The 23,220-nt window shown below is 72.0% G+C and carries 23 protein-coding genes; 10 read left to right on the top strand and 13 right to left on the bottom strand.

Annotated features, from left to right (window positions below; genetic code table 11):
• Positions 1-39 precede the first annotated feature (39 nt).
• Entirely contained in the window at positions 40-999 is a 960-nt protein-coding gene (locus MMF94_RS23565; RefSeq protein WP_241039322.1) for an isoaspartyl peptidase/L-asparaginase, read from the top strand.
• Here the strand turns inward: MMF94_RS23565 and MMF94_RS23560 are convergent, their stop codons facing one another.
• Entirely contained in the window at positions 1,000-2,481 is a 1,482-nt protein-coding gene (locus MMF94_RS23560; RefSeq protein WP_241039321.1) for an aldehyde dehydrogenase, read from the bottom strand.
• A gap of 100 nt (positions 2,482-2,581) precedes the next feature.
• Here MMF94_RS23560 and MMF94_RS23555 point away from each other — a divergent pair, with 100 nt between their 5' ends.
• Entirely contained in the window at positions 2,582-3,088 is a 507-nt protein-coding gene (locus MMF94_RS23555; protein WP_241039320.1) for a flavin reductase family protein, read from the top strand.
• Positions 3,085-3,648: an NAD(P)H-dependent oxidoreductase gene (locus MMF94_RS23550; RefSeq protein WP_241039319.1), complete on the top strand. Its 564-nt coding sequence runs from the start codon at positions 3,085-3,087 to the stop codon at positions 3,646-3,648. Before MMF94_RS23555 ends, MMF94_RS23550 begins: the two co-directional genes overlap by 4 nt.
• Here MMF94_RS23550 and MMF94_RS23545 read toward each other — a convergent pair.
• Positions 3,632-4,603: a GntR family transcriptional regulator gene (locus MMF94_RS23545; protein ID WP_241039318.1), complete on the bottom strand. Its 972-nt coding sequence runs from the start codon at positions 4,601-4,603 to the stop codon at positions 3,632-3,634. The genes MMF94_RS23550 and MMF94_RS23545 overlap by 17 nt on opposite strands.
• A gap of 168 nt (positions 4,604-4,771) precedes the next feature.
• Here MMF94_RS23545 and MMF94_RS23540 point away from each other — a divergent pair, with 168 nt between their 5' ends.
• Positions 4,772-5,980, top strand: coding sequence for an FAD-dependent monooxygenase (locus MMF94_RS23540; protein WP_241039317.1), 1,209 nt, complete (start codon positions 4,772-4,774; stop codon positions 5,978-5,980).
• Here the strand turns inward: MMF94_RS23540 and MMF94_RS23535 are convergent.
• Entirely contained in the window at positions 5,977-6,123 is a 147-nt protein-coding gene (locus MMF94_RS23535; protein WP_241039316.1) for a hypothetical protein, read from the bottom strand. The genes MMF94_RS23540 and MMF94_RS23535 overlap by 4 nt on opposite strands.
• A 404-nt stretch (positions 6,124-6,527) precedes the next feature.
• Between MMF94_RS23535 and MMF94_RS43775 the strand changes: the two genes are divergently transcribed.
• Both MMF94_RS43775 and MMF94_RS23530 read left to right on the top strand, forming a co-directional pair.
• Positions 6,528-6,803 carry a type II toxin-antitoxin system HicA family toxin gene (locus MMF94_RS43775; protein ID WP_420852445.1) on the top strand — a complete coding sequence of 92 codons (276 nt, stop codon included), beginning with the start codon at positions 6,528-6,530 and terminating at the stop codon, positions 6,801-6,803.
• A complete protein-coding gene (locus MMF94_RS23530; RefSeq protein WP_241039315.1) occupies positions 6,800-7,423 on the top strand; it encodes a hypothetical protein in 624 nt (207 codons plus the stop codon). The genes MMF94_RS43775 and MMF94_RS23530 overlap by 4 nt, the downstream gene beginning before the upstream one ends.
• 406 nt (positions 7,424-7,829) lie before the next feature.
• Here the strand turns inward: MMF94_RS23530 and ptsP are convergent, their stop codons facing one another.
• From ptsP to dhaK, 3 genes are read right to left on the bottom strand one after another with little or no spacing between them, the layout of a single operon-like run.
• A complete protein-coding gene (gene ptsP, locus MMF94_RS23525) occupies positions 7,830-10,343 on the bottom strand; it encodes a phosphoenolpyruvate--protein phosphotransferase (protein ID WP_241039314.1) in 2,514 nt (837 codons plus the stop codon).
• 25 nt (positions 10,344-10,368) lie between these two features.
• Complete coding sequence (dhaL, locus tag MMF94_RS23520) at positions 10,369-11,010, bottom strand: dihydroxyacetone kinase subunit DhaL (RefSeq protein ID WP_241039313.1); 642 nt, start codon at positions 11,008-11,010, stop codon at positions 10,369-10,371.
• A 29-nt stretch (positions 11,011-11,039) separates the two neighbouring features.
• On the bottom strand, positions 11,040-12,041 hold the full coding sequence (dhaK, locus tag MMF94_RS23515; RefSeq protein ID WP_241039312.1) for a dihydroxyacetone kinase subunit DhaK: 1,002 nt from the start codon (positions 12,039-12,041) through the stop codon (positions 11,040-11,042).
• 64 nt (positions 12,042-12,105) lie between these two features.
• Between dhaK and MMF94_RS23510 the strand changes: the two genes are divergently transcribed.
• A complete protein-coding gene (locus MMF94_RS23510) occupies positions 12,106-13,077 on the top strand; it encodes an aldo/keto reductase (protein WP_241039311.1) in 972 nt (323 codons plus the stop codon).
• A 31-nt stretch (positions 13,078-13,108) separates the two neighbouring features.
• Here MMF94_RS23510 and MMF94_RS23505 read toward each other — a convergent pair whose 3' ends face one another.
• The 7 genes from MMF94_RS23505 to MMF94_RS23475 all read right to left on the bottom strand — a co-directional run bounded on the left by MMF94_RS23505 (position 13,109) and on the right by MMF94_RS23475 (position 21,299).
• On the bottom strand, positions 13,109-14,002 hold the full coding sequence (locus MMF94_RS23505) for a hypothetical protein (protein ID WP_241039310.1): 894 nt from the start codon (positions 14,000-14,002) through the stop codon (positions 13,109-13,111).
• 588 nt (positions 14,003-14,590) lie between these two features.
• Positions 14,591-15,745: a vWA domain-containing protein gene (locus MMF94_RS23500; RefSeq protein WP_241039309.1), complete on the bottom strand. Its 1,155-nt coding sequence runs from the start codon at positions 15,743-15,745 to the stop codon at positions 14,591-14,593.
• Entirely contained in the window at positions 15,742-16,632 is an 891-nt protein-coding gene (locus MMF94_RS23495; protein ID WP_379660495.1) for an AAA family ATPase, read from the bottom strand. Before MMF94_RS23495 ends, MMF94_RS23500 begins: the two co-directional genes overlap by 4 nt.
• Positions 16,629-17,549, bottom strand: coding sequence for an XdhC family protein (locus tag MMF94_RS23490; protein WP_241039308.1), 921 nt, complete (start codon positions 17,547-17,549; stop codon positions 16,629-16,631). The genes MMF94_RS23495 and MMF94_RS23490 overlap by 4 nt, the downstream gene beginning before the upstream one ends.
• Entirely contained in the window at positions 17,546-19,897 is a 2,352-nt protein-coding gene (locus MMF94_RS23485; protein ID WP_241039379.1) for an aerobic carbon-monoxide dehydrogenase large subunit, read from the bottom strand. The genes MMF94_RS23490 and MMF94_RS23485 overlap by 4 nt, the downstream gene beginning before the upstream one ends.
• 41 nt (positions 19,898-19,938) lie before the next feature.
• Positions 19,939-20,412 (bottom strand): (2Fe-2S)-binding protein, encoded by a 474-nt coding sequence (locus MMF94_RS23480; RefSeq protein WP_241039307.1) that lies wholly within the window; start codon positions 20,410-20,412, stop codon positions 19,939-19,941.
• Positions 20,397-21,299, bottom strand: a complete 903-nt coding sequence (locus MMF94_RS23475) for an FAD binding domain-containing protein (protein WP_241039306.1) — start codon at positions 21,297-21,299, stop codon at positions 20,397-20,399. The genes MMF94_RS23480 and MMF94_RS23475 overlap by 16 nt, the downstream gene beginning before the upstream one ends.
• Positions 21,300-21,462: 163 nt before the next feature.
• Here MMF94_RS23475 and MMF94_RS23470 point away from each other — a divergent pair, with 163 nt between their 5' ends.
• The 3 genes from MMF94_RS23470 to MMF94_RS23460 are packed head-to-tail and all read left to right on the top strand — an operon-like array spanning position 21,463 to position 23,149.
• On the top strand, positions 21,463-21,705 hold the full coding sequence (locus MMF94_RS23470) for a hypothetical protein (protein WP_241039305.1): 243 nt from the start codon (positions 21,463-21,465) through the stop codon (positions 21,703-21,705).
• A gap of 17 nt (positions 21,706-21,722) precedes the next feature.
• On the top strand, positions 21,723-22,589 hold the full coding sequence (locus MMF94_RS23465; RefSeq protein WP_241039304.1) for an FAD binding domain-containing protein: 867 nt from the start codon (positions 21,723-21,725) through the stop codon (positions 22,587-22,589).
• Positions 22,586-23,149: a (2Fe-2S)-binding protein gene (locus tag MMF94_RS23460; RefSeq protein ID WP_241039303.1), complete on the top strand. Its 564-nt coding sequence runs from the start codon at positions 22,586-22,588 to the stop codon at positions 23,147-23,149. Before MMF94_RS23465 ends, MMF94_RS23460 begins: the two co-directional genes overlap by 4 nt.
• Positions 23,150-23,220 lie beyond the last annotated feature (71 nt).

The following is a 23,220-nucleotide window of genomic DNA, read 5'->3' as shown; positions in this document are numbered from 1 at the left end:
CCGAACGACCCACGACCCCACGGCGAAAGGACATGCCCGGTGACCGAACCGGTGATCATCGGTAGCGAGCGCAGCGAGGCGGGCCTGCCCGCCGGGATGGCGGTGCTCCTGGGCGGTGGATCCGCGCTCGACGCGGTGGAGGCGGCCCTGCGGCTCTGCGAGGACAACCTCGCCGACCACTACGTCGGCACAGGGGGCCTGCCCAACGCGCGCGGAGAGGTCGAGCTGGACGCCTCCGTGATGGTCGGTTCCACCCGGGCATTCGGGGCTGTGGCCGCGCTCCACGGCTACCCCCATCCGATCTCCGTCGCCCGCGCCGTCATGGAACGCCTTCCCCAGCATGCGCTGCTCGTCGGTGAAGGCGCCGAGCTCTTCGCCGACGAGTGCGGGTTCGGCAAGGCCGAGCTCCTCACGGACGAGGCGCGCAGTCAGTGGAAGGAGGCGCTGTCGGTCACCGGTGAGTCCGTGGAGGGCGAGAACACGCAAGGTGTCTCCGGGGACATCGCCTACCGGCTCGCGGCGCTGGAGCTCGTGAAGCGGCTGGCCCCGCACGACGGGCCGTGGGGCACGATCAACGTCCTGGCCCTGGACGGCAGCGGCGAGCTGGTGGTCGGCGTCTCCACGAGTGGCTACCCGTGGAAGTACCCCGGCAGGGTCGGCGACTCGGCGATCGCCGGCGCAGGCAACTACTGCGACGTGCGCTACGGGGGCGCGGCGTGTACCGGCCGGGGCGAGCTGGCCATCCGGGCCACCGGCGCCCGTGCCGTCGTCGACCGGCTGGCTGCCGGGGACGACCCGGAGTCCGCGTGCGCAGCCATGCTCGCCGACGCCGCCACGCTGCCCGACGAGTTCCGCGCGGAGCTGCGGGTGCTCGCCCTGACCCCCGACGGCCGCCACGGCGGTGCGTCCGGGCAGAGGGGTTCGACGTACTGCGTCATGACCGGCCGCGACCCGCAGCTCCGGTTCACCCCGCGACGCGTCCTGGCCCCACGGGCGTGATCAGCCCAGCGTGAACGGATCGCGGGTGCCGCCGGTGAGCTCGACCCACACCGACTTGTTCTCCAGGTACTCGTCGAGCCCGGCCGCTCCGTTCTCCCGGCCGAGGCCGCTGGCGCCGAACCCGCCGAAGGGCACGCCCGGCGAGACCACGCGGTAGGCGTTGATCCAGACGGTGCCGGCGCGCAGCCGCGCGGCCACCCGGTGGGCGCGGTGCACGTCCTTCGTCCACACGGCACCGGCGAGCCCGTAGGGGGTGTCGTTGGCGAGCTTCAGCGCCTCGTCCTCGTCGGTGAAGGTGAGCGCGGCGAGCACCGGGCCGAACACCTCCTCGCGTACCACCGTGGAGCCCGGTGTGACGTCGGTGAGCACGGTCGGCCGGACGAACAGCCCGCCCAGCCCCTCGTCGGCGGCACCGCCGTAGGCGATCGTGGCGCCCTCGGCCCGAGCGGACTCGAGGAATCCGAGCACCTTCTCGTACTGCGGCCGGTTGGCGACCGGACCCATCTCGGTGCTGGGGTCGTTCGGGTCGCCGAGCCGGATCCGCGCGGCGCGCTCCGCGACGAGGCCCACCAGCTCGTCGTGGACGTCGGCGTGCACGATCAGCCGGGACCCGGCCATGCACGTCTGACCGGTGGCAGCGAACACGCCTGCGACCAGCCCGTTGGCCGCTGCCTGCAGGTCGGCGTCCGGGAAGACGATCTGCGGGGACTTGCCGCCCAGCTCGAGCGTGACCTTGTTGATGTTCTCCGCAGCAGCCGCGGCGACCGCCCTGCCGGTGGCGGTGGACCCCGTGAACGCCACCTTGTCCACGCCGGAGTGGGCGGCGAGCGTGGCTCCCACCTCCCGGGAGAGGCCCGTGACGACGTTGACCACGCCCGCCGGGAAGCCGGCCCGCTCGACCAGCTCGACGAACGCGAGCGTGGACGCGGGCGCGTGCTCCGACGGCTTGACGACGACCGTGCAGCCCGCCGCGAGCGCGGGGGCCAGCTTCCAGGTCATCAGCAGCAGCGGAGAGTTCCACGGGGTGATCGCCGCGACCACCCCGACCGGCTCGCGGCGGGTGTACACGAGGTAGTTGGGATTGCCCGGGGGAATCTGGCGGCCCTCGATCTTGTCGGCGAGCCCGGCGTAGTAGTGGAACCAGGTGCCGATCCCGTTCAGCTGGCCGATCATCTCGCGGTAGAGCTTGCCCGAGTCGTTCACCTCGAGCCGGGCCAGCCGCTCCGCGTTCTCCGTGACGAGGTCGCCCAGGCGTCGTAGCAGCGCCGCTCGCGCGAAACCGGTGAGCCCGGACCACTCCTCGCTCTCGAAGGCCGCCCGCGCAGCGGCCACCGCCGTGTCGACGTCCTCAGGTCCCCCGTCGGGCACCACGGCCCACGACTGCCCCGTGTAGGGGTTCTGCGACTCGAATGTGCGGCCGGACAGTGCGTCGACGGCTTTCCCGCCGATCGTCATCCGGAAGTGCTCGAGCTCGGTAGCCATGGCCCGACCGTACGAGCGCCGGCCGGTGCGGTCCACGCCCGATGTGGGCTCCCCCACGCCGACATCACCGCGAAAGCCATCGGCGATTTACGCTCGATTCATGAGCGCACCGCCCGGTCCCGTCTCCCCGGCCGTCATGCGGGAGGTGCTCGGCCATTTCGTGTCCGGCATCGTGGTCGTCACCGCCACCGGCCCCGACGGGCCTATCGGGTTCACGTGCCAGTCCTTCGCATCGCTGTCGCTCGATCCCCCGCTGATCAGCTTCGCACCGGCACGCTCGTCGTCGACCTGGCCCCGGATCCGCGAGCTCGGCGCGTTCTGCGTCAACGTCCTCGCCGCCGACCACCAGGAGATCAGCAACGGGTTCGCCCGCTCCGGTGTGGACAAGTTCGCCGGGGTCGGCTGGCAGCCCGCCCCGTCCGGCACGCCGATCCTCGACGGAGTCACCGCGTGGATCGACTGCGCGTTGTGGAACGAGTACGACGGCGGTGACCATACGATCGCCGTCGGCCTCGTGAACGACCTCGGTGCCGATCCGGCACGCCTGCCCCTGCTGTACTACCGCGGCCGCTACAGCGTCACAGCCGACCCGAAGGAAACCCCATGACCGAGCGCTCATCCGGATCGCTGTCAGTGCTCGGCATCGCTGGCGGCCCGGAGGCCGGGGGACGCACCAGCACCGCGATCGCCGGCATCCTCAGCGGCGCGGCCGCGGCAGGTGCTGCCACCACGCTCGTCGAGCTCGCCTTCACGCCGCACTCGGAGGTGGTCGCCGCGATCGAGACCGCCGACGCCGTGGTGCTGGGCAGCCCGGTCTACCGGGCCACCTACAGCGCTCTGCTGAAGGGGCTGCTCGAGGGCACCGAGCGCGGCAAGTGGGGCGAGACCACCGCTCCGCTGCAGGGCAAGGCGGCGGCCATCGTGCTCACCGGCGCCAGCGCCCACCACTTCCTCGCCCTCGGCGACCTGCGCAACGTGCTCGCGAACTTCTTCGCGGTGCAGGTGCTGTCGCCGGGACTGTACTTCGACCACGGCGGATTCCTCGATCGCAGCACCCTCACCGAAGGCAGCGCCGCCATCGCCGCGACGCACGGCTCGGCGCTGGTCGACCTGGCCGCCGCCGTGCGCTCGTCGAAGACCCTGAGCGAGATCACGCCGCAGGTGTAGGGATCACGAGGGCGAAGCCGTCGAGGAGGCGTTGCAGGCCGAACTCGAAGAGGACGTCCAGGTCGAAGTCGTACGGGGTGGAGAGCACGCGCTCGAATGTCGGGAAGCGGCCGTCGCCGAGGACCGAGCGGATGGCTGCTTCCTGGGTGTCCATCCACTGGTCGGGGTTGAGCCCGGTGGCCGCCTCCGCCTCCGCCTCCGGTTCGAGGTTCACCCCCGTTCCCCGCACGTAGTTGACGAGCGTGAGGTAGGCCGTCATCACCGTGGTGTGGTCGGCACCGCTGCCGTCGAGCGCGGCCAGCGTCCACTCGGACAGGGCCAGCCCTCCGGCGACGGCCTGCGGCCGTGTCATCGACATCGCCGGGGCGAGCCACGGGTGGCGGCGGAACAACGCCCAGAGCGTGCGCCCCGCGATCTCGAGCCGGGGCCGCCATCCGTCCGGGGCGTCGACAGGCGCCCGCCACTCGCCCAGTGCGGCGTCCAACATCCGCAGCACGAGGTCGTCCTTGTCGACGACGTGCCGGTAGAGGGCCATCGTGGCCGCCCCCAGCTCCGCGGCCACCCGTCGCATCGACAGGCCGTCGAGCCCTTCGGCGTCGGCGACGGCGATGGCGACGGCGACGATCCGCTCGGGGGTCAGGGCGGCGTCGGGCGCGGGGCGGACGCGGGGCCGAGCCGGTTCGGGGGAGGCTTCCGATGCCGCCGGGGGTACGACCGTGCGGGGCGGCGTCGCACTCCGGCGGGTCTCCACCACGGTGCCCGAACCGGGCACAGCACGTACCAGCCCCTCCTGGCGCAGCACGCCCAGCGCTTTGGTCGCGGTCGCCATGGCGACGCCGAAGCTCCGGGTGATCTCCCGGGTGGACGGCACCCGGTCGCCGGGCGCGAGCTCACCCGCCTCGATTCGCCTGCGCAGCTCGGCGACGATCCGCGCATAGGGCGGACTGCTCTCCACGATCCCCTCCGTACTAGTGCACTTCAGCTCCGGCTGAGGGTAGCCATTCCCCCGGTGACCCGTCGAGGCAGGTCGGCCCCGGAAGACCCGTACTAGTGCACTTGATCCTCGTATCTCTGCAGCTAGATGGCTTGATCTGAAGTGTATGTACGTCGTACGCTGCCGCACATGCACAACACGAACATCCTCATCTCCGGAGCGAGCATCGCCGGGCCCGCGCTTGCGTACTGGCTACGCGAGAACGGCTTCACCCCCACGATCGTCGAGCGGGCACCCGCGCCTCGGCCCGGCGGCCAGGCCGTCGACCTGCGGGGCGCCGGACGCACCGTCGTGGAGCGGATGGGACTCATGGACGACGTCCGGGCCGTCACCCTCGACCAGCGCGGCATCGCGTACGTCGACGACAAGGGCCGGATCAAGGCCCGGCTGGGAGCCGACGCCTTCGGCGGCGAGGGCATCGTCTCGGAGATCGAGGTTCTGCGCGGCGACCTCGCCGAGGTCCTGCACCGCGCGACCCTCCCGGGCACCGAGTACCTGTTCGACGACACGATCACCGGAATCGACCAGGACGACGACGGCGTCACGATCACCTTCGAGAAGGCGGCGCCGCGCCGCTTCGGGCTGGTCATCGGCGCTGACGGACTGCACTCGACGGTCCGGGCGCTCGCCTTCGGGCCGGAGTCGGCCATGGTCCGTCCGATCGGCGGCTACACCGCCTGGTTCACCGCGCCCGCCGACATCGATCTCGACGGCTGGTACCTCATGCTCAACGCCCCCGGCGGGCTCGTGGCGTCGGCCCGGCCCGGCCGCCTCCCGCACGAGCTCAAGGCAGGCCTCAGCTTCCGCTCGCACCCGATCTCCTACGACCGCCGGGACATCGCCCAGCAGCGGGACATCGTGGCCCGGCGCTTCGCCGGCGTCGGATGGGAGGCTCCGCGGCTCGTCGCGGCGATGCACGACGCAGCGGACTTCTCGTTCGACTCGATGGGTCAGGTGCACCTCGACCGCTGGTCGGCCGGCCGGGTCGCGCTCCTCGGCGACGCGGGCTACTGCCCGAGCCCGCTCACCGGCCTGGGCACGAGCCTCGCCCTCGTCGGCGCCTACGTGCTCGCCGGGGAACTCGCCGCCGCCCACGGCGACCACCGCGTGGCGTTCGCCCGCTACGAGCAGATCATGCGCCCCTACGTGACGGAGGGACAGAAGCTCCCGCCCGGCGGCATCAGCGGGTTCGCTCCGAGCAGCCGCCTCGACATCGCCGTCCGGACGGCATCGATGCGGTGGATGACCCGCTGGCCGCTGCGTCCCCTGATCGCCGCCCAGTTCGCGAAGGCCGGGAACATCACCCTCCCCGACTACGGGCAGCGGGTCGGGGTCTAGGCGTATCGGCCGTGCAGGAGCTGCACCATGAAGGCCTCGATCTCCTCCATGCTCGAGAGCCGTCTGTCTCCGGCTCGGGCGAGTTCGCCCTCGCCGGGGCTCCAGCCATCGAGGTACTCGACCAGCACCTCGGGCACGTCCACGGCTTCCCCGGTGGCCGGTTCGCAACTGGCGACGACAACGACCCCGCGGACGTCTGGGATGTCGAAGCCGCAGTCGCGGCACAGGGCGATCGCGCGGAGGTTGTGGTCGCGAGTCGTCGAGGAGGCTCTCCCCTCGGATCCAGACGCGGGGCGGGCCCCATGGAGTGCGGAAGGAGCTGTGGTCGATCCGCTACACCCCGATCTCCCGCCGCAGCAGATCGGGCAAGGATTGGTTGTCAGCATCGACGGAGCGCACGCGTTGTCTGCCGTGCTCGACGGGGATCACGATCATGTTTGCCAAGGGGTCATCCGCCGGTGCGGGGTGCCGGGGTGGCGGGGTGGCGGGGGCGGCGTGATCGTCCCGTTGGTCAACGAGGACGGCAAGGTCGACAGCTGTGCCCCAGATGCCCGTTCTGGTGATGGCGCCGCTAACCTCCGCGACGATGGGGGAACAGTGGCCGAGCCTGCGAGGCAGGCGGATGCGAGCCATCCTGGAGCGCCTCTGCGGTGACCCAGTCAGGCGAGAGGGGTCGCACTGCACCTTCCGTAGCCCGAAGACTGGCGAGCTGTTCACATTCGCCTACCACGACAATCGTGAGATCCGCGGCCACATGGTTCGCCGTATCCTGGTGGTCGACGTGGGCCTGAAGACCGAGGAAGCACGGCGGGAGGCGCGATGAGCAACCTGCACGTCATCTACCGCCAGGACGAGGGTGAAGGCGGCTCCGAGGAGTGGTCTGCATACTCCTACCCGCACAGCATCTACGCCGCCGGTTTGTCCGTGGATGAGGCCCGAGCCGAGTTCCGCGAGGCGGCTAAGTTCGCGCTCGGCGACCTCGACCAGATAACCCTGGTCGAGCACATCGAGCGCCCGCTCGTGCCCGGGGCCTACATCCGGGTTGCCGTCGACCGCCGGATGCTCGACCGTGACGAGACGGCGAAGGTCATGGGGACGTCCCTGAAGTACAGTCACCAGCTCAAGGACTTCGAGGTGACGATGCCGCTCGCCGCAACCGGGGATGCCGTTGTCATCGCGTGCGTTCCGAGCGACCAGCTCGGCTGGATCTTTGAGCAGATGAACGACTACGACGCCGTCGCTGTCTGCGCGCTGGGACCGACCGTCGGGAACATGCAGTCGGCGTGGTGGTCGTACCTAGCGGGGCCAGAGGCCATCGTCCCGGGTGACCGCCCTCAACAGAGCCTCGCAGCTGGTGGTCTGTCCTCGAAGTCGACCATCAGTGATTTCATGCGAGCGAACGCTACTGCGACGGGGCGGACTCTCGTCGGAGCTGCTGGCTAGCGAATCAGCCCTCACAGCCAAGATTCTTGTGGCTATCTCATGTAGAGGGACACGGCCCGGCTGGGGGATTGCGGTCAGTCTCGTCGCCATCTAGTGGGCCGCCCGCTTGGTCCGCGCTCTCGACGCCGACGTCCGGGCCTGGAACGACACCCGTGCACCGGCTGGCCGCCGGCGGTGATCGTCAGTGCTGCCGAACCGCCGTATGCCTCCCGGATGGGCGCGGGCAGCCGCCCGGCTGAGGCGGGGTCGGTCGGCTCGTCTGTCCGGTGATGATCGTCGTTCGGGGCCTCGCAGCCGTGTATCGCCCGGTTTCCGACCCCGATCTGCCGATCATGGTCGAGTGGCAGTCCAGCCGGGCGTTCTCGCGGCCGTCACCGGACGGGAGAGCCTCCCTGTGGAGTAGCGATCAATGGCGGACCTCGGACGGGCCGCTCGCGGTCAGGGCGGCCGCTGCCCGCTCCGCCGCACGGGCCGACTCGACCTCCCGCACCACCTGCTTCACCCCGGCCACCGCGGGCGCCGCCACGCTCAGCTCCCGCACCCCGAGCCCCACCAGCAACTGCGCCGCGAGCGGGTCGGTCGCCGCCTCGCCGCAGACGGCCACGAGCACCTGCTCCCCCGCCGCCCGGCACACGGCGTCGACGAGCCGGAGCACGCCCGGATCGAGGGGATCGGCCACGGTGGCGACCGCCGGATTGCCCCGCTCGGCAGCCAGCGTGTACTGGGTGAGGTCGTTGGTGCCGATGCTGAAGAAGTCGACGTGCGGCACGAACGCTGCCGCCTTCAACGCCGCCGCCGGCACCTCGACCATGATCCCCACCTCCAGGCCGGGCGGGGTGCCCCGGCCCTCGCGGGCGACCGCCTCGTCCAGCGACCGGCGGGCGGCGAGAAGCTCCTCGACGGTGGCGACCATCGGGAACATCACGCTCACCGGCGTGTCGTGGGCGACCCGGACCATGGCCAGGAGCTGGTCGGCCAGCAGCTCGGGGAACGACGTGGCGAGCCGGATGCCGCGCAGGCCGAGGAACGGGTTGGCCTCGGCGGGCAGCGGCAGATACGGGAGCGGCTTGTCCCCGCCGACGTCGAGGGTGCGCAGCGTGATCCGCTTCCCACCGAGGGCGGTGGCGACGGCGCGGTAGGCCGCCTCCTGCTCCTCGACGTCGGGGGCGGCGGCCCGGTCGAGGAACAGGAACTCGGTGCGCACCAGCCCGACGAGGTCGGCACCTGCGGCCGCGGCCGCCGTGGCGTCGGCCGGGGATCCGACGTTCGCCCCGACGAGGACACCGACGCCGTCGCGCGTGACCGCCGGGGCGGACGAGCGCTCACGGGCCTCCAGCTCACGTTCCGCCTGCGCGGCGGCGCGATCGCGGAACGCCGCCACGGCGTCGGGGCCGGGGTCGACGAGGAGCTCGCCCGCAGCGCCGTCGAGCGCGAGCAGCGTGCCGTCCCTGACATCCAGGATCGCCGGACCGGCGCCGAGAACCGCGGGCACACCGCGGGCCCGCAGCAGGATCGCGCTGTGGGCGGTGGGGCTCCCGCCGGCGAGCACCACTCCCGCCACACGCGCAGGATCGAGCGCCGCGGCCCGCGCCGGGGTGAGGTCGGCCGCGACGAGGACGGGTGGTGGCCCGTCCCCCGGATCGTCCAGGGCGTCCGGCACCCCGACGAGAGTGCGGAGCACCTGTTGCGCGACGGCACGGACGTCGGCGGCGCGGGCGGCGAGGTAGGGATCGGGCAGCGCGTCGAACTCCGCGGCCGCCCGCGCGGTGGCGTCGGACCAGGCCTGCGGGGCCGACGCCCCCGCCGCGACGGCGGCCCTGGCCTCCTCGACCACATCGGGGTCGTCGAGCAGCAGGAGATGCGCGTCGAAGATCGCCGCCTCGGCCGCTCCCAGCTCGCGGGCGGCCGTGTCGCGACCGTCGCGGATCTCGCCCGCGACCGTGGCGATCGCCGCCTCGAGCCTGCCCTGCTCGGTGGCCGGGTCGCCGCCTGGCTCGTCCGGCACCACGACGGGGGCGGGGACGTCCGCATGCTTCGGGCCGATCGCGATCCCGGGCGAGGCGGGAAGGGGCCCGCCGGGCCGGGGCGACTCGACCGCGGGAACCGGCCGGCTCGCGGGGAGACGGGGTGCGGGTTCGGGGGTTGCGGTGCCCGGTGCAGCGATCTCGTCGAAGCCGCGGGCGGCCAGCTCCAGCACGGCGTCGACGATGTCCTGGGCGCGCTCGCCCGAGGCAGCGACCTCGACGCGGTGGCCGCGCAGCGCTCCGATCGTGGTGACGCGGGCGAGGCTCGTGGCAGGCGCCCAGGGCGAGCCGGTGGTCGCGTTGCGCAGCCGCACGCCGGAGCCGTCCAGCTCGCGGACGAGCGCGACCAGCCGGGCCGCCGGCCGGGCGTGCAGGCCGTGCGGGTTCGCGACCTCGAAGCTCTCGACGATCTCCGACTGCTCCGCGGGCGCGGGGGGCGCCTCCGCCTCCGGTGCCGTGGTGACGGGTGCGGCCGGTTCGTCCGCCGCGAGCTGCGCGAGCTTCCCGTCGAGCGCCCCGGCGGCCTCCGCCGCCACCTCCGCCCGGTCGGCCCCGCCCGATGCCGCCACCGCGGCGACGACCAGCCCTTCCACCAGCGGAGCGGGGCAGAGCAGCACACGGTCGCGCGCGTCCGGGTCGTCGAGCAGTTCGAGCGCGAGCTCCGCGGACAGCACGGCGCTGCCGAGGTCCATCAGCACGACCACGCCCGACCCGGTGTCGGCGGCGCCGATCGCGCCCGCGATGGCCACGGCATCGGTGCCGAGCCCGCCGTCGGCCACCCCGGCGGCCACCTCGATCGGCAGGTCCCCCGGTGCCATCTCGCGGGCCAGCTCCACCGCCGCCGCCGCGAGCGCGGCGCTGTGCGAGACGACGACCAGGCCGACCGGCGCCGTCACGAACCCTCCCGCGCCGAGATGCAGCTCATGCCAGCGTGTCCGCCGCCGCGGCGATCAGCAGAGCCGCCGAGGTGGCGCCCGGGTCCTGGTGGCCGATGCTGCGCTCCCCGAGATAGCTCGCCCGGCCCTTGCGGGCCTGCAGCGGGATGGTGGCGTCGCGCCCGGTGGCAGCCGCGGCGGCGGCAGCCCGCAGCGCGGCCGGGAAGTCCTTGCCGTCCAGCGCGCCGTCGAGCGCGTCGACGGCGGGGGCGAGTGCGTCGAACATGGTCTTGTCGCCCGCCTCGGCCTTGCCGCGGGCGACGATGCCGTCGACCCCGGCCCGAAGCGCCGCGGCGAAGCCGGCCTGGTCGAGTGACTCGGTGGTTCCGGCCGCGGTGGCCATCCGCAGGAAGAACGTGCCGTAGAGCGCCCCGCTCGCGCCCCCCACCGAGCTGACGAGCGTCATCCCGGTGAGCTTCAGCAAGGCGGCCGGGTTCTGCGCGGGGCTCCCGTCGAGCTTCGCGAGCACCGCTTTCATCCCGCGCGCCAGGTTGGACCCGTGGTCGGCGTCGCCGATCGCGGCGTCGAGCCGGGTGAGCATCTCCGCGTTCTCGGCGACCGCCGCCGCGAACGCGCGGATCCAGCGGTCCATCAATGCGGCGTCGATCGTCGCGGTCGAGTCGGCCATCACGCTCCCGTCCTACACGCTCCGGCGCGTCAGACGCCCCACCGCAGCCCGGGGGTACGGACCGGCGCGTCCCAGAGCCGCAGCAGCTCGTCGTCCAGCTTCAGCAACGTCACCGAGCAGCCCGCCATCTCCAGGCTCGTGATGTAGGGCCCCACCAGCGACCGGGCGACCGTCACGCCGGACCTCGCGAGGATCGCCGCCACCTCGTTGTACATGAGGTACAGCTCCAAGAGGGGCGTGCCACCCATCCCGTTCACGAAAGCGAGGACGCCGTCGCCGCCGGTGAAGTCGAGGTCGGCGAGGATCGGCTCGACGAGCATCTCGGCCACCTCGCGGGCCGGCGCGGCAGGCACGCGGCGCCGTCCGGGCTCCCCATGGATGCCGATGCCGATCTCGATCTGGTCGTCGGGCAGGTCGAAGGTCGGATGCCCGGCGGCGGGAACGATGCACGAGGTGAGCGCCATGCCCATGCTGCGGCCGTTGGCGTTGACCTTGCGGGCGACCTCGGCCACGCCTGCCAGATCGCGCCCCTCGTCGGCCGCCGCACCGGCGATCTTCTCCACCGCGACGGTGATACCGACCCCGCGCCGCCCGGCGGTGTAGAGGCTGTCCTGCACGGCGACGTCGTCATCGGTGATCACGGCCTCGACCTCGACGCCCGTCTCGGCGGCGGCGAGCTCGGCCGCCATCTCGAAGTTCATCACGTCGCCGGTGTAGTTCTTGACGATGTGCAGCACGCCTGCGCCGCCGTCGACGCCACGGGTGGCCGCCATCACCTGGTCGGGTACCGGTGAGGTGAAGACCTCACCCGCGCAGGCCGCGTCGAGCATGCCCGGCCCGACGAAACCCCCGTGCAGCGGTTCGTGGCCGGACCCGCCGCCGGACACCAGCGCGACCTTGCCCTGAACAGGCGCGTCGGCCCGGTAGACGATCTTGTTCTCGTGGTCGATACGCAGCTCGGGATGCGCCGCGGCCATGCCCAGTAGCGCTTCGGAGACGACGTCGGCCGGATCATTGATCAGCTTCTTCACGGCGGCACCTCTTCGACGATCATCGGTGAACGTGCAACAACCTGCGGGCGTAAGCTACGCCGCTGTGGGTGCAGGCACTACCGATCCGACCCGGCCGGTGGGTGTGGGCATCGGGCTGGCCGCTGTCGGGCGGCCCGCGTACATCAACTCCGGACGGGCTCACGACCTGGGCGCACACCGCGCCGTGGATGAGCTGCGGGACCGTACCGCGGCAGTGCTCGACGCGGCCTACGCCGCCGGTATGCGCTACCTGGACGCGGCGCGTTCGTACGGCCGGGCGGAGGAGTTCCTCTCCGAGTGGCTGGCTGCGCACCCCGAGATCGACGACGTGGTGGTCGGGTCGAAGTGGGGCTACCGGTACGTGGGTGAGTGGCGCCTCGACGCTCCCGTGCACGAGGTGAAGGACCACTCGCTGGCCGCGTTCACCGAGCAGTTGGCGGAGACCGAGGCCCTGCTCGGATCCCGGCTGGACGTCTACCACGTGCATTCGGCCACTCTGGACACCGGCGTGCTGGACGACGTCGAGCTGCACGAGGCCATGGCGGCGCTGCGCGACCGTGGAGTGCGGGTGGGGGTCTCCACCTCGGGACCGGCGCAGCCGGAGGCGGTGCTCAAGGCGTTGGACGTGGAGGTGGGCGGCGCCCCGCTCTTCACCTCGATCCAGTCCACCTGGAACCTGCTCGAACCCTCCGTCGGCCCCGCACTCGCCGAGGCCGCCGCCCGTGGCGCGCGGGTGATCGTCAAGGAGGCGGTGGCGAACGGGCGCCTGACCCCCGGCGCGCCCGACACCCCGCCGCGCGTGGTGCAGGTCGCCGAGCGGCTCGGCATCCCCCTCGACCAGCTCGCGATCGCCGCCGCGCTGGCCCAGCCCTGGACGTGGTGCGTGCTCTCCGGTGGGGTCGACCCTGCACAGGTCGCGAGCAACGCCGCCGCCCAGCAGGTACAGCTGTCGGCCGACGTGCTGGCCGAGCTGAGCGAGCTCGCCGAACGACCCGCCGACTACTGGTCGGAGCGCTCGGCGCGCGCCTGGAGCTGACCGGAGCCTTAGCCGATATCCTCTGTAAGTCTCAGCTCTCCGTGCTCTGGGAGTCCATTGGCCCACAGAGCATCCGAATGTCCTCGTCAAGAGTACTGTCAATGATCTTGTGACCACTGGCAAAGCTCTTCAGGACCGTCGAAGAACCATCTGGTAGTCGGTCGGCGTAGAAGACCTCCGCGTGTCTGCAAATCTCACAGGGGCGATAGACGATAAATGGCGTCAGATCAAGTGGTTCTTGGTCGCGCACCAAGACGTAGAAACGGTCGTCAGCGAGCGGCACCGCCGAGGTAAGCCTTCGGCGCTCGAACTCAGGGTGGTCGGCCATGGCATCGGATGCGATGACTTCGAACTGCCGAGTCCGGACGTTGTAAGAGCTCGACTGGGTGAGGACCCACGGTACGTCGACGAGGAAGGCTGCTCGCTCCAACGCACCTTCCAGGACCGGCAGCAGGCGCTCCAATCGTTGGGCGGCCTCGGCTCCCGTACGTGGCGCCGAACCGTGCGCCCAGAGGTTCCGCTCCTTGACGAGTTCCGCAAGGTGAACCTGCAGTTTCTTGGCCGCAGCTCCGGCTGGCATCCCCGGGAACGCTGCTCCTGCACCTGATACGGCAGAGGCCCGGCGTGTGATGGAGTTCCAGGTACCCTGTGTTACTCCGCGCTCATATGCAGTCCGGAGTTGCGCGAGGCCGGCGTCATCGCCGCCGCCAGCGCGGAGCCATGCCGCGGCCGTGGCGCCGAGCGTGACGCTGAGAGCATCCGCGGCCTCGAGTAGCGCCTCGTACTGTTCCTTCGGCTCTTGCGCACGCTGCAGAGCGCGGGCCGCGCGGGCAATCGGATATTGCATTTGGCGCGCTTTCCGCAACACATCCGAACCCGCGATCGCATCGTCGGGGAGAGGCGGGTGGGCACTGATGATCGGCACAGCAGCGGGACCCGGCTCTGCCCGCCGGATGGTCTGTGGTCGGTCCTGCACGGGACTGGGCTGCTCGGCGGGCGCCAACGGTATCTGCTGAGTCGTCGGCTCGATGTGTGGCGACTGCGCTGGAGACCATGCGTTCGCCGATGGGTTCCTGGACACCGATGTATTCCGGGGCGGCGTAGGGTAGGAGACGAAATTCGCCGGCGGAGAGCTGATCCCGGGCGGCGCGATGTGAGACTGTGGCACGGTCTTCCGCGAACGTCTGCGCCAGACCAAGCGTCGCACCTGCAACCTAATTATCGCCGGCAGGACAGCAAACAGGAACGTCATCACGACGGTGCCCAGCGTGATGTTGAGCCACTGCGGAATTCCCGTCGTTGACTGCCCAGTCGCCAACGATGCGACCACAAGCACTGCAAATACAACAGTCCACCATGCAAGCGGGTCACGCTGAAGCGGCGCGTCGTAGAGCCGGAGTAACAGTGCGTTACGCCTGCGCGGGCGTGGGGGCGGGGGCTGATTCCACGCGTCCGGGGGAAAACCGCTCACACAGGGCATTCTGCCGTATCCGCTCCGTGCCTGGCGATCGGTTCATGTCCCACTCAGCGCGGCGACCAGCTCGCCGAGCGCGTCGAGGCTGTGTGCGCTGACCACCTCGTCGCAGTACGGCCACGCGGCCGCCATGCCACCTGCGAGGGGGCGGTAGTCCGGGTGCCTGGTCCGGGGGTTGGCCCAGACGATCCGGTACGCCACCTGCCGCAGGCGCGCCATCTCCCGGCGCAGCAGCTCCGGGTCACCGGTCTCCCACCCGTCGGACAGGACGAGCACCACCGCACCACGCGCCAGTCCGCGCCGGCCGTACTCGTCGTTGAACCGGCGCAGCGCCTCCCCGATGCGGGTGCCGCCCGACCAGTCCGGTGCGAGCCGCGCCGCCCGGTCCAGCGCGACGGCGGGGCTGGAGCGGGCCAGCGCCCTGGTCAGCCTGGTCAGGCGGGTGGCGAACGTGAACACCTCGGCCCGCTCGGCGCCCGCCGCGCAGTACAGGAGCTGGATCAGCGCCCGGGCGTAGGGCGCCATCGACCCGGAGATGTCGCAGAGCACGACGAGCCGTCGCGGCCGCATACGACGGCGACGGCGGGCGAGCGCCACGGGGTCACCCGCGGTGCGGCGGGCCGACCGCAGGGTCCGGCGAAGATCGAGCCGGTCGCCGTGGGCGGCGCCGCGGGTGCGGCGTGAGCGGCGTACCGGCGTGGCGAGGCGCAGCGCGCGCATCGCCTCGGCGAGCCGGGCGAGCTCGACGGGCGACAGCGCGTCGAACTCACGCCCGCCGAGCCGCTCGATGGCCGAGGCGAGAGCCGGCACGGGCACCTCGGACGGCGCCGCATCCGACCCGGACGAGGTACCACCCCCGACCCGCGCAAGCCCACCGGCCGCCTCCCCTGCGCGGGCAACGGACGCGACCGGCGGATCGTCACGGAGCGGCGCAGCGTTGGGATCCCCGCGGAACACCGGCGGGTCGCTGCCGCGGAAGACCCTGTCGAACACGGCGTCGAGCACCGGGATCTGCGCGGGATCGGACACCAGCGTGGCCAGCGCGCACCAGTAGAGCCGCTGTGTGGTGGCAGGGGACACCTCGACGACGGCACGGGCGAGCCGCTGCGCCCGCTCCGGCCCCACCGGCAGGCCTGCGGCGTGGCACTCCGCGGTGAAGCGCGCCACGAGCGCCGGGAGGTCGCCGGGGGTCATCCAGCACCGCTGATCAGGGTGTCGAGGCCCGTCGCGTGCGCGAGCCGGACGTCCTCCTCGTACTTCAGCACCGCGCCGAGGGTGTGTTCGGCCGCCACCGCGTCCAGCTGCTCGACGCCGAGGGCGTCCAGTGCCCTCGTCCAGCTGATCGCCTCCGCCACACCAGGTTGTTTCTGCAGGTCCAGGCTGCGTAGGCGCTGCACTGCACCCGTCACCTGCGCCGCCAGCCAGCCCGCCGCCTCCGGCACACGGCGCCGCACGATCTCCTCCACCCGCTCGCCGTCGGGATAGCCGATCCAGTGGTAGAGACAGCGGCGCTTGAGGGCGTCGTGCAGGTCACGGGTGCGGTTCGAGGTGAGCACGACAACCGGCGCGACGGTGGCGCGGCGCGTCCCCAACTCCGGGATCGTCACGGCCGACTCGGCGAGCGCCTCGAAGAGGAACGCCTCGAACTCGTCGTCGGCGCGGTCGATCTCGTCGACGAGCAGCACCGCGGGGCCCGGGCCCGGATGCGTGATCGCGGCGAGCAGCGGGCGGGCGAGCAGGTAGTCCTCGGTGAACAGGTCGGCGTCGGCGAGATCGGTGCCGCGGGCCTCCGCCAGCCGGATGGCCAGCAGCTGGCGGGGATAGTTCCACTCGTAGAGCGCCTCGGCCGCGGTGAGGCCCTCATAGCACTGCACCCGCAGCAGCGGCGTGTCGAGCGCGGCCGCGAGCGCCACGGCCGCGGACGTCTTGCCGACCCCCGGCTCGCCCTCCAGCAGGATCGGCTGGCGCATCCGCACGGCCAGGAACAGCGCGGTGGCGAGTGCTTCGTCGGCGAGGTAGGCGGTGCGGTCGAGCGCGGCGGCCAGGCCGTCGACGTCGGTGATCGCGCCCCCGTCGCTCACCGGGCGAACCGCTGCGGATCGTCGAGGAAGGCCTGCCGGCAGCCGGTCCCGCAGAAGTAGGCCGTCTCGCCGTCGTGCTGGGCGGAGACGCTCGCCGTGGTCACGGCCACCTCCATCCCGCAGACCGGGTCGATCGCCACCGCGGGCTCCCCGGACGCGGGAACGTCCGCGGGACCGCTCGCCGGCAGCACCACCCGCGGGCTCTGTGCAACGATCTCCGCGAACACCGACAGCGCGATCTCCGGGGCCGTCCGCGCCCCGATGTCCAGGCCTGCGGGGGCGTGGATCCGCTCGCGCTGCCCGGCGGGCACCCCCTGCGCCGCCAGGTCGTCGAGCACTCCCGCCGCTCGGCGCCTGCTCGCCACCAGCGCCACGTAGGGCACCTCCGCGCGGAGCGCCGCACGCAGCACGGGTGCCTCGCCACGCCCGTGCGAGGCGACGACGACGGCGGCGGTGTCCGGGGCGATCGGTGCGTCCGGATCGACGCCCGTGCGCACGTCCCAGTCCAGGGCGTGCCCGACCCGCACCAACGCTCTGGCCACCGGCGCCTCCCCGTGTACCACCACCAGGACGGGCGGGATCATCGCCTCCAGGAAGATCTCCAGCGTGCCGCCGGACAGGCACGGGTTGCCGACGGTGCGTACGCCTTCCTCGGCGGTACCGCCCTCCCCCGCGCGCGGGGTGATCCGCAGCAGCCCGGACTCCCCCGCCTGCAACAGCCGCAGGCTCTCCAACCGCACGGTCGACTCGGCGCAGGCGCCGCCCACGAAGCCGTCGATCGTGCCGTCGGCCAGCACCAGCGCGCAGTCCCCCGGTTTCGCGCTCGTCGGACGCTCGGCCCGCACCACCGTGGCCAGCACGAAGGGGGTGCGCCCGGACCGCAGCCCGTCCACCCGGGACAGCAAATCGGCTCTCATGATCGCTCTCCGATCGCCAGATCCGTCCGCAGCGGGGTGCCCTGCATCGCCCGCCACACCTGCGCCGGGGTGAGCGGCATGTCGGCGTGCCGCACCCCGATCGCGTCCAGCACCGCGTTCACGACGGCCGCGGGCGAGCCGACCGTGGCCGACTCCCCCACGCCCTTGGCCCCGATGGGGTGGTGCGGCGACGGCGTCACCGTCTCCCCCAGCTCCCAGGACGGGCACTCCATGGACGTCGGGAGCAGGTAGTCCATGAACGACGCTCCGAGATGGTTGCCGTCGCGGTCGAACGCCATGAGCTCCATCAGCGCCATGCCGATCCCGTCGGCCAGGCCGCCGTGCACCTGCCCCTCGACGATCATCGGGTTGATCCGCACACCGCAGTCGTCCACCGCGACGAACCGGCGGACCTTCACCTGCCCGGTGCCCGGGTCGACGTCCACGACGCAGACGTAGGCGCCGCACGGGAATGTCAGGTTCGGCGGGTTGTAGACGCACGTGGCGTCCAGGTGTCCCTCGACGCCGTCAGGGAGATCGAGGTCGGAGTGGGCGGCCAGCGCGATCTCGCGCATCGTGACGCAGGCGGCGGGGTCGCCGCGCACGTGGAACCGGCCCTTCTCCCACACCAGGTCGTTCGCCGCGACCTCCAGCACCGCCGCGGCCACGAGCCGGGCGCGCTCGCGCACCTTGCGCGCGGCCAGCACCGCCGCCGCTCCCGAGACGGGCGTGGACCGCGAGCCGTAGGTGCCCAGCCCGAACGGTGTGCGATCGGTGTCGCCCTGCACGACCTCCACCTCGTCGGGAGGAATTCCCAGCTCCTCGGCCACGATCTGCGCGAACGTCGTCTCATGGCCCTGGCCCTGCGACATGCACGACAGCCGCAGCACCGCCGAGCCCGTCGGGTGCACCCGCAGCTCGGCGCCGTCGGCCATGCCGAGACCGGCGATGTCCATCAGCTTGCGCGGCCCCGCGCCGACGGCCTCGGTGAAGAAGCTGATCCCGACGCCCATCAGCGTGCCGTTCCCGGTCTCCGCATGCTCGTGGCGCCGCTGCGCCTGCTCGCGTCGCAGCTCGTTGTACCCGGCGAGGTCCAGGGCCAGCTCGAGCGTGCGCGGGTAGTCGCCGGAGTCGTACTCCCAGCCCGTGGCACATCGGTAGGGGAACTGTTCGGGGCGCAGCAGGTTGCGCCGCCGGACCTCGGCAGGGTCCAGCCCGAGATCGTGGGCCAGCACGTCCACCAGCCGCTCCACCAGGTAGGACGCCTCGGTCACGCGGAACGAGCAGGCGTAGGCGACCCCGCCGGGCGCCTTGTTCGTGTACACGCCGGTGACCTGGCAGTGCGCCGCCGGCACGTCGTAGGAGCCGGTGAAGATGTGGAAGAACCCGGCCGGGAACTTCGACGGCTGAGCCGTGCCGTTGAACGCCCCGTGGTCGGCGAGCACCCGCACCCGCAGGCCCAGGATCCGCCCGTCCTTCGTGGCCGCGATCTCGCCGCTCATGTGGTAGTCGCGGGCGAAGGACGTGCTCATGAGGTTCTCCGAGCGGTCCTCCGTCCACTTCACGGGCGCACCGGTGAGCCGGGAGCCGACCACCGCGCACAGGTAGCCGGGGTACATCCCGACCTTGTTGCCGAACCCGCCGCCGATGTCGGGGGCGACGATCCGGATCTTGTGCTCGGGGATTCCGGCGATCGTCGAGTACAAGGTGCGGTGGGCGTGCGGCGCCTGCGTCGTGCCCCAGACCGTGAGCTTGCCGCTCACCCGGTCGACGCTCGCCACGGTGCCGCACGTCTCCAGCGGCGCCGGGTGCACCCGCGGATAGAGCAGGTCGAGAGCGCTCACGTGCTCGGCCGCGGCGAAGGCCGCGTCGGTGGCGGCGGCATCCCCGGACTCCCAGTCGAAGACACGGTTGTCCGCGCGGCCGTCGATCTCGTCGCGCACCAGCGGCGCGCCGGGATCCAGCGCACGGCGGGCGTCGATCACCGGAGGCAGCGGCTCGTACTCGACGTCGATCAGCGCGAGGGCATCGCGTGCGGCGTACCGGTTCTCCGCGACGACGAACGCCACCTCCTGGCCCTGGTAACGCACCTTGTCGGTGGCGAGCACCGCGGCCACGTCGTGCGAGAGCGTCGGCATCCAGGCCAGGCCCCGCTCCGCGAGCAGGTCACCGGTGATCACCGCGCGCACCTTCGGGTGCGACTCGGCCGCGCTGGCGTCGACCGACAGGATCCGGGCGTGGGCGTACGGGCTGCGCAGCACGGCTGCGTGCAGCATGCCGGGCAGCTGCACGTCGTCGACGAACTGGCCACGCCCCCTGATGAACCGGGCGTCCTCCTTGCGGAGCATGCGCCCGTGCCCGATCGGCGAGGAGTCCGCCGGAAGCGCGCTCACGACGCCCTCTCCGCTTCCGCCTCGGCCGCGTGCCGCACCGACCGCACGATGTTCTCGTAGCCGGTGCACCGGCACGTCTGCCCGGAGATCGCCTCACGGATCTGCGTGTCGGTGGGGTCGGGGTTGCGGTCCAGCAGCCACCGCGCGGTCATCAGCATCCCGGGTGTGCAGAATCCGCACTGCAGCCCGTGGCAGGCCATGAACGAGACCTGCAGCTGGTCGAGCCCGAACGGCGTCTCCAGCCCCTCGACGGTGTGCACGTCGCGCCCGTCGGCCATCACGGCGAGAACGGTGCAGGACTTCACGGGAATCCGGTCCATCCAGACGGTGCACGCCCCGCAGTTGGACGTGTCGCAGCCCCAGTGCGTGCCGGTCAGGCCGAGCTCGTCGCGGAGCAGGTGCACGAGCAGCAGCCGCGGTTCGACCTCCCGCGTGTGCTCCTGCCCGTTGACGGTCACCGTGATCTCCACTTCACCCCCCGGCCCGCGCGGGCCACCGCCCGCTCCAGCGCTCGCGCGGTCAGCTCGCCCGCCAGGTGCCGCTTGTAGTCGGCAGGGCCACGCTGGTCGTCGGCCGGCGAGCAGTGCTCCGCGGCGATCCGGCCTGCCTCCGCGAAGTGCTCGGCCCGAGCCGCGCGGCCGCGCAGGTACTCCTCCGCCTCCAGCGCCACGAAGTTCCGCGCCCCGACGGCGGTGAGCCCGATCCCCACGTCGGTGACCGTGTCGCCGTCGAACCGCACCACTGCGGCCGCGGCAGCGACCGCCCAGTCCCCCGACCGGCGGTCCACCTTGACGTAGGCGCTCCCGGCGTCCGGGAAGATCGGCACCTGCAGCTCCACCAGCAGCTCGGCGTCCGCCACCACCGTCTGGTACGGGCCCGTGAAGAACTCGCGCATCGGCACCGTGCGCGTGTACGCCTCGCCCGCGTTCGAGCATCCCCGGATGACGGCCACGGCACGCAACGCGCAGAACGCGCCGGAGAGGTCCTCGGAGGGATCGGCCTGGCACACCGAGCCGCCGACCGTGCCGCGGTTGCGCACGACGGGGTCGGCGATCACGCGTTCGGCGTCGTGCAGCATCGGGCACAGCAGCCCGACCTCGGGTGAGGCCAGCAGGTCGGCGTGCCGCAGCAGCGCACCCAGCCGCAGGGTGCCCTCCTGGAAATGGAGCTCTGCCAGCTCGGTCAGGTCGTTGATGTCGATCAGCATCTCGGGCTGCGCGAGCCGGAGTTTCATCATCGGGATGAGGCTGTGGCCGCCGGCCACCACACGCGACTCGGGCCCGTGCCGGTTCAGCAGCGCGATGGCGTGCTCGACGCTCGTGGCGCGCTGGTACTCGAACTGCGCAGGCACCTGCATGTCGCTCCCGACGCTGGGTGCGAGCCATCGTGTCTCCCGTCACATGACCGGGCAAGACCTCTTAAGCCTTCGCTTAGGCCAGGGGCGCCGGATGCGCCGATCGGGTGCAGCATGTCCGCACTTGACAGACCGGCACTTCCCGCAACGAGGCGAGTGAGGACGGATGGCGATCGAGTCGAGTGGGCACAGTCAGGACAACCCGCGCATGTACGAGCTGATCGAGGGCGCACCGAAGACCGGGAAGAGCCCGACGATCTGGGCCTGGCCGCAGATCACCGAGTACCTCAAGATCGCGGGCCAGCCCGTGGCCGGGCCGTGGCCGCCACACCAGGAGCCGCGCCCCGACCCCGTCGACGAGTCCCTCCCTGTCGCCGTGGCCGAGCCCGACCGCCGTCCGCGCCCGTAGAGCCGCAGGAGACGCCGTTGTATCCGTCCCGTTTTCGCTACGAGGCCCCCCGCTCCCTGGACGAGGCACTCGCGCTGCTGCAGCAGTCCGGTGACGAGGCCAAGGTGCTGGCCGGCGGGCAGAGCCTCGTGCCGCTGCTGAAGCTGCGGTTCGCCTCGCCCGACCTGCTCGTCGACATCAACGGCATCCCCGGCCTCGACCACCATCGCGAGGACCCGGACGGCACGCTGCACATCGGTGCCCTCTGCCGGCACGCCACCCTCGAACGGTCGGCGCTGCTCGCGTCGAAGCACCCGGTGATGGCCTCGGCCGCCCCACTGATCGCCGACCCGATCGTGCGCAACCGCGGCACGCTGGTCGGCTCGCTCTGTCACTCCGACCCCCAGGGCGACTGGGCCTCGGTGCTCCTCGCACTCGGTGGGCACGTCGTCGCGCACGGACCGTCCGGACGCCGGACGATCCCGGCCGCCGAGTTCTCCGTCGGGCCGTTCCAGAACGCCCTGCAGCCCGGCGAGATCGCGGTGGAGGCCGTCGTCCCGCCGCCGGTCGGCGAGAGGTCGGGCAGCTACCTCAAGCTCGAACGCCGTGTCGGCGACTTCGCCACCGCGGGCGTGGCCATCGCACTGGAGACCTCGGGCGGCCGCGTCCTCCGGGCCGGCATCGGGCTGACCGGAGTCGGGCCCAGCACCATCCAGGCCGTCGCGGCCGAGCAGGCGCTCACCGGGCGGTTGCTCGACACCGACGCGATCGAGGAGGCGGCCACGCTCGCGGCCGAGGCGGCGCAACCGCGCAGCGACCACCGCGGCAGCGCGGCCTACAAGCGCCACGTCGTGGCGACGTTCGTCCGGCGCGGGCTCGCCCGCAGGGAGGCGGTGGCGGCATGAGGTACGGCGAGCCGGTCGACGAGGTCAGCGACGTCGTGCAGGACGAGCGCCGGATCACGCTCACGGTCAACGGGCGGCGCAGGGCGGTGGAGGTGGAGCCACGGCTGCTCCTCGCCCATCTCCTCCGTGAGGGGCTGGGGCTCACCGGCACCCATCTCGGGTGCGACACCACGAGCTGCGGCGCATGCACCGTGCTGGTGGACGGCACACCGGTGAAGTCCTGCACCATGCTCGCCGTCCAGGCCGACGGGCACGAGGTCACCACCGTCGAGGGGCTGGGCACGCCGAGCGAGCTCGACCCCGTTCAGGAGGGGTTCTCGGTCGAGCACGGGCTCCAGTGCGGCTTCTGCACCCCGGGGATGATGCTGACCTCGAAGGCCCTGCTGGAGCGCAACCCGGACCCGTCAGAGGACGAGGTGCGCTGGGCGCTGTCGGGCAACCTCTGCCGCTGCACCGGCTACCAGAACATCGTCAAGGCCGTGCTGTGGGCGGCGCGGAAGCAGTCCCCTGCAGGCAACGGCGCGAGCGCCAACGGGTCGGGCCGGGAGGCCGAGTCATGACCGACGACGCGTTCTTCTCAGCGGAGGAGCAATCATGACCGACGACGCGCTCTTCTCAGCGGAGGAGCAAT

Source organism: Pseudonocardia alaniniphila, from assembly GCF_022524485.1.
Lineage (GTDB): Bacteria > Actinomycetota > Actinomycetes > Mycobacteriales > Pseudonocardiaceae > Pseudonocardia > Pseudonocardia alaniniphila.
Note: the sequence above shows the minus strand (reverse complement) of the source record. Positions and strands in the feature narration are given on the sequence as shown.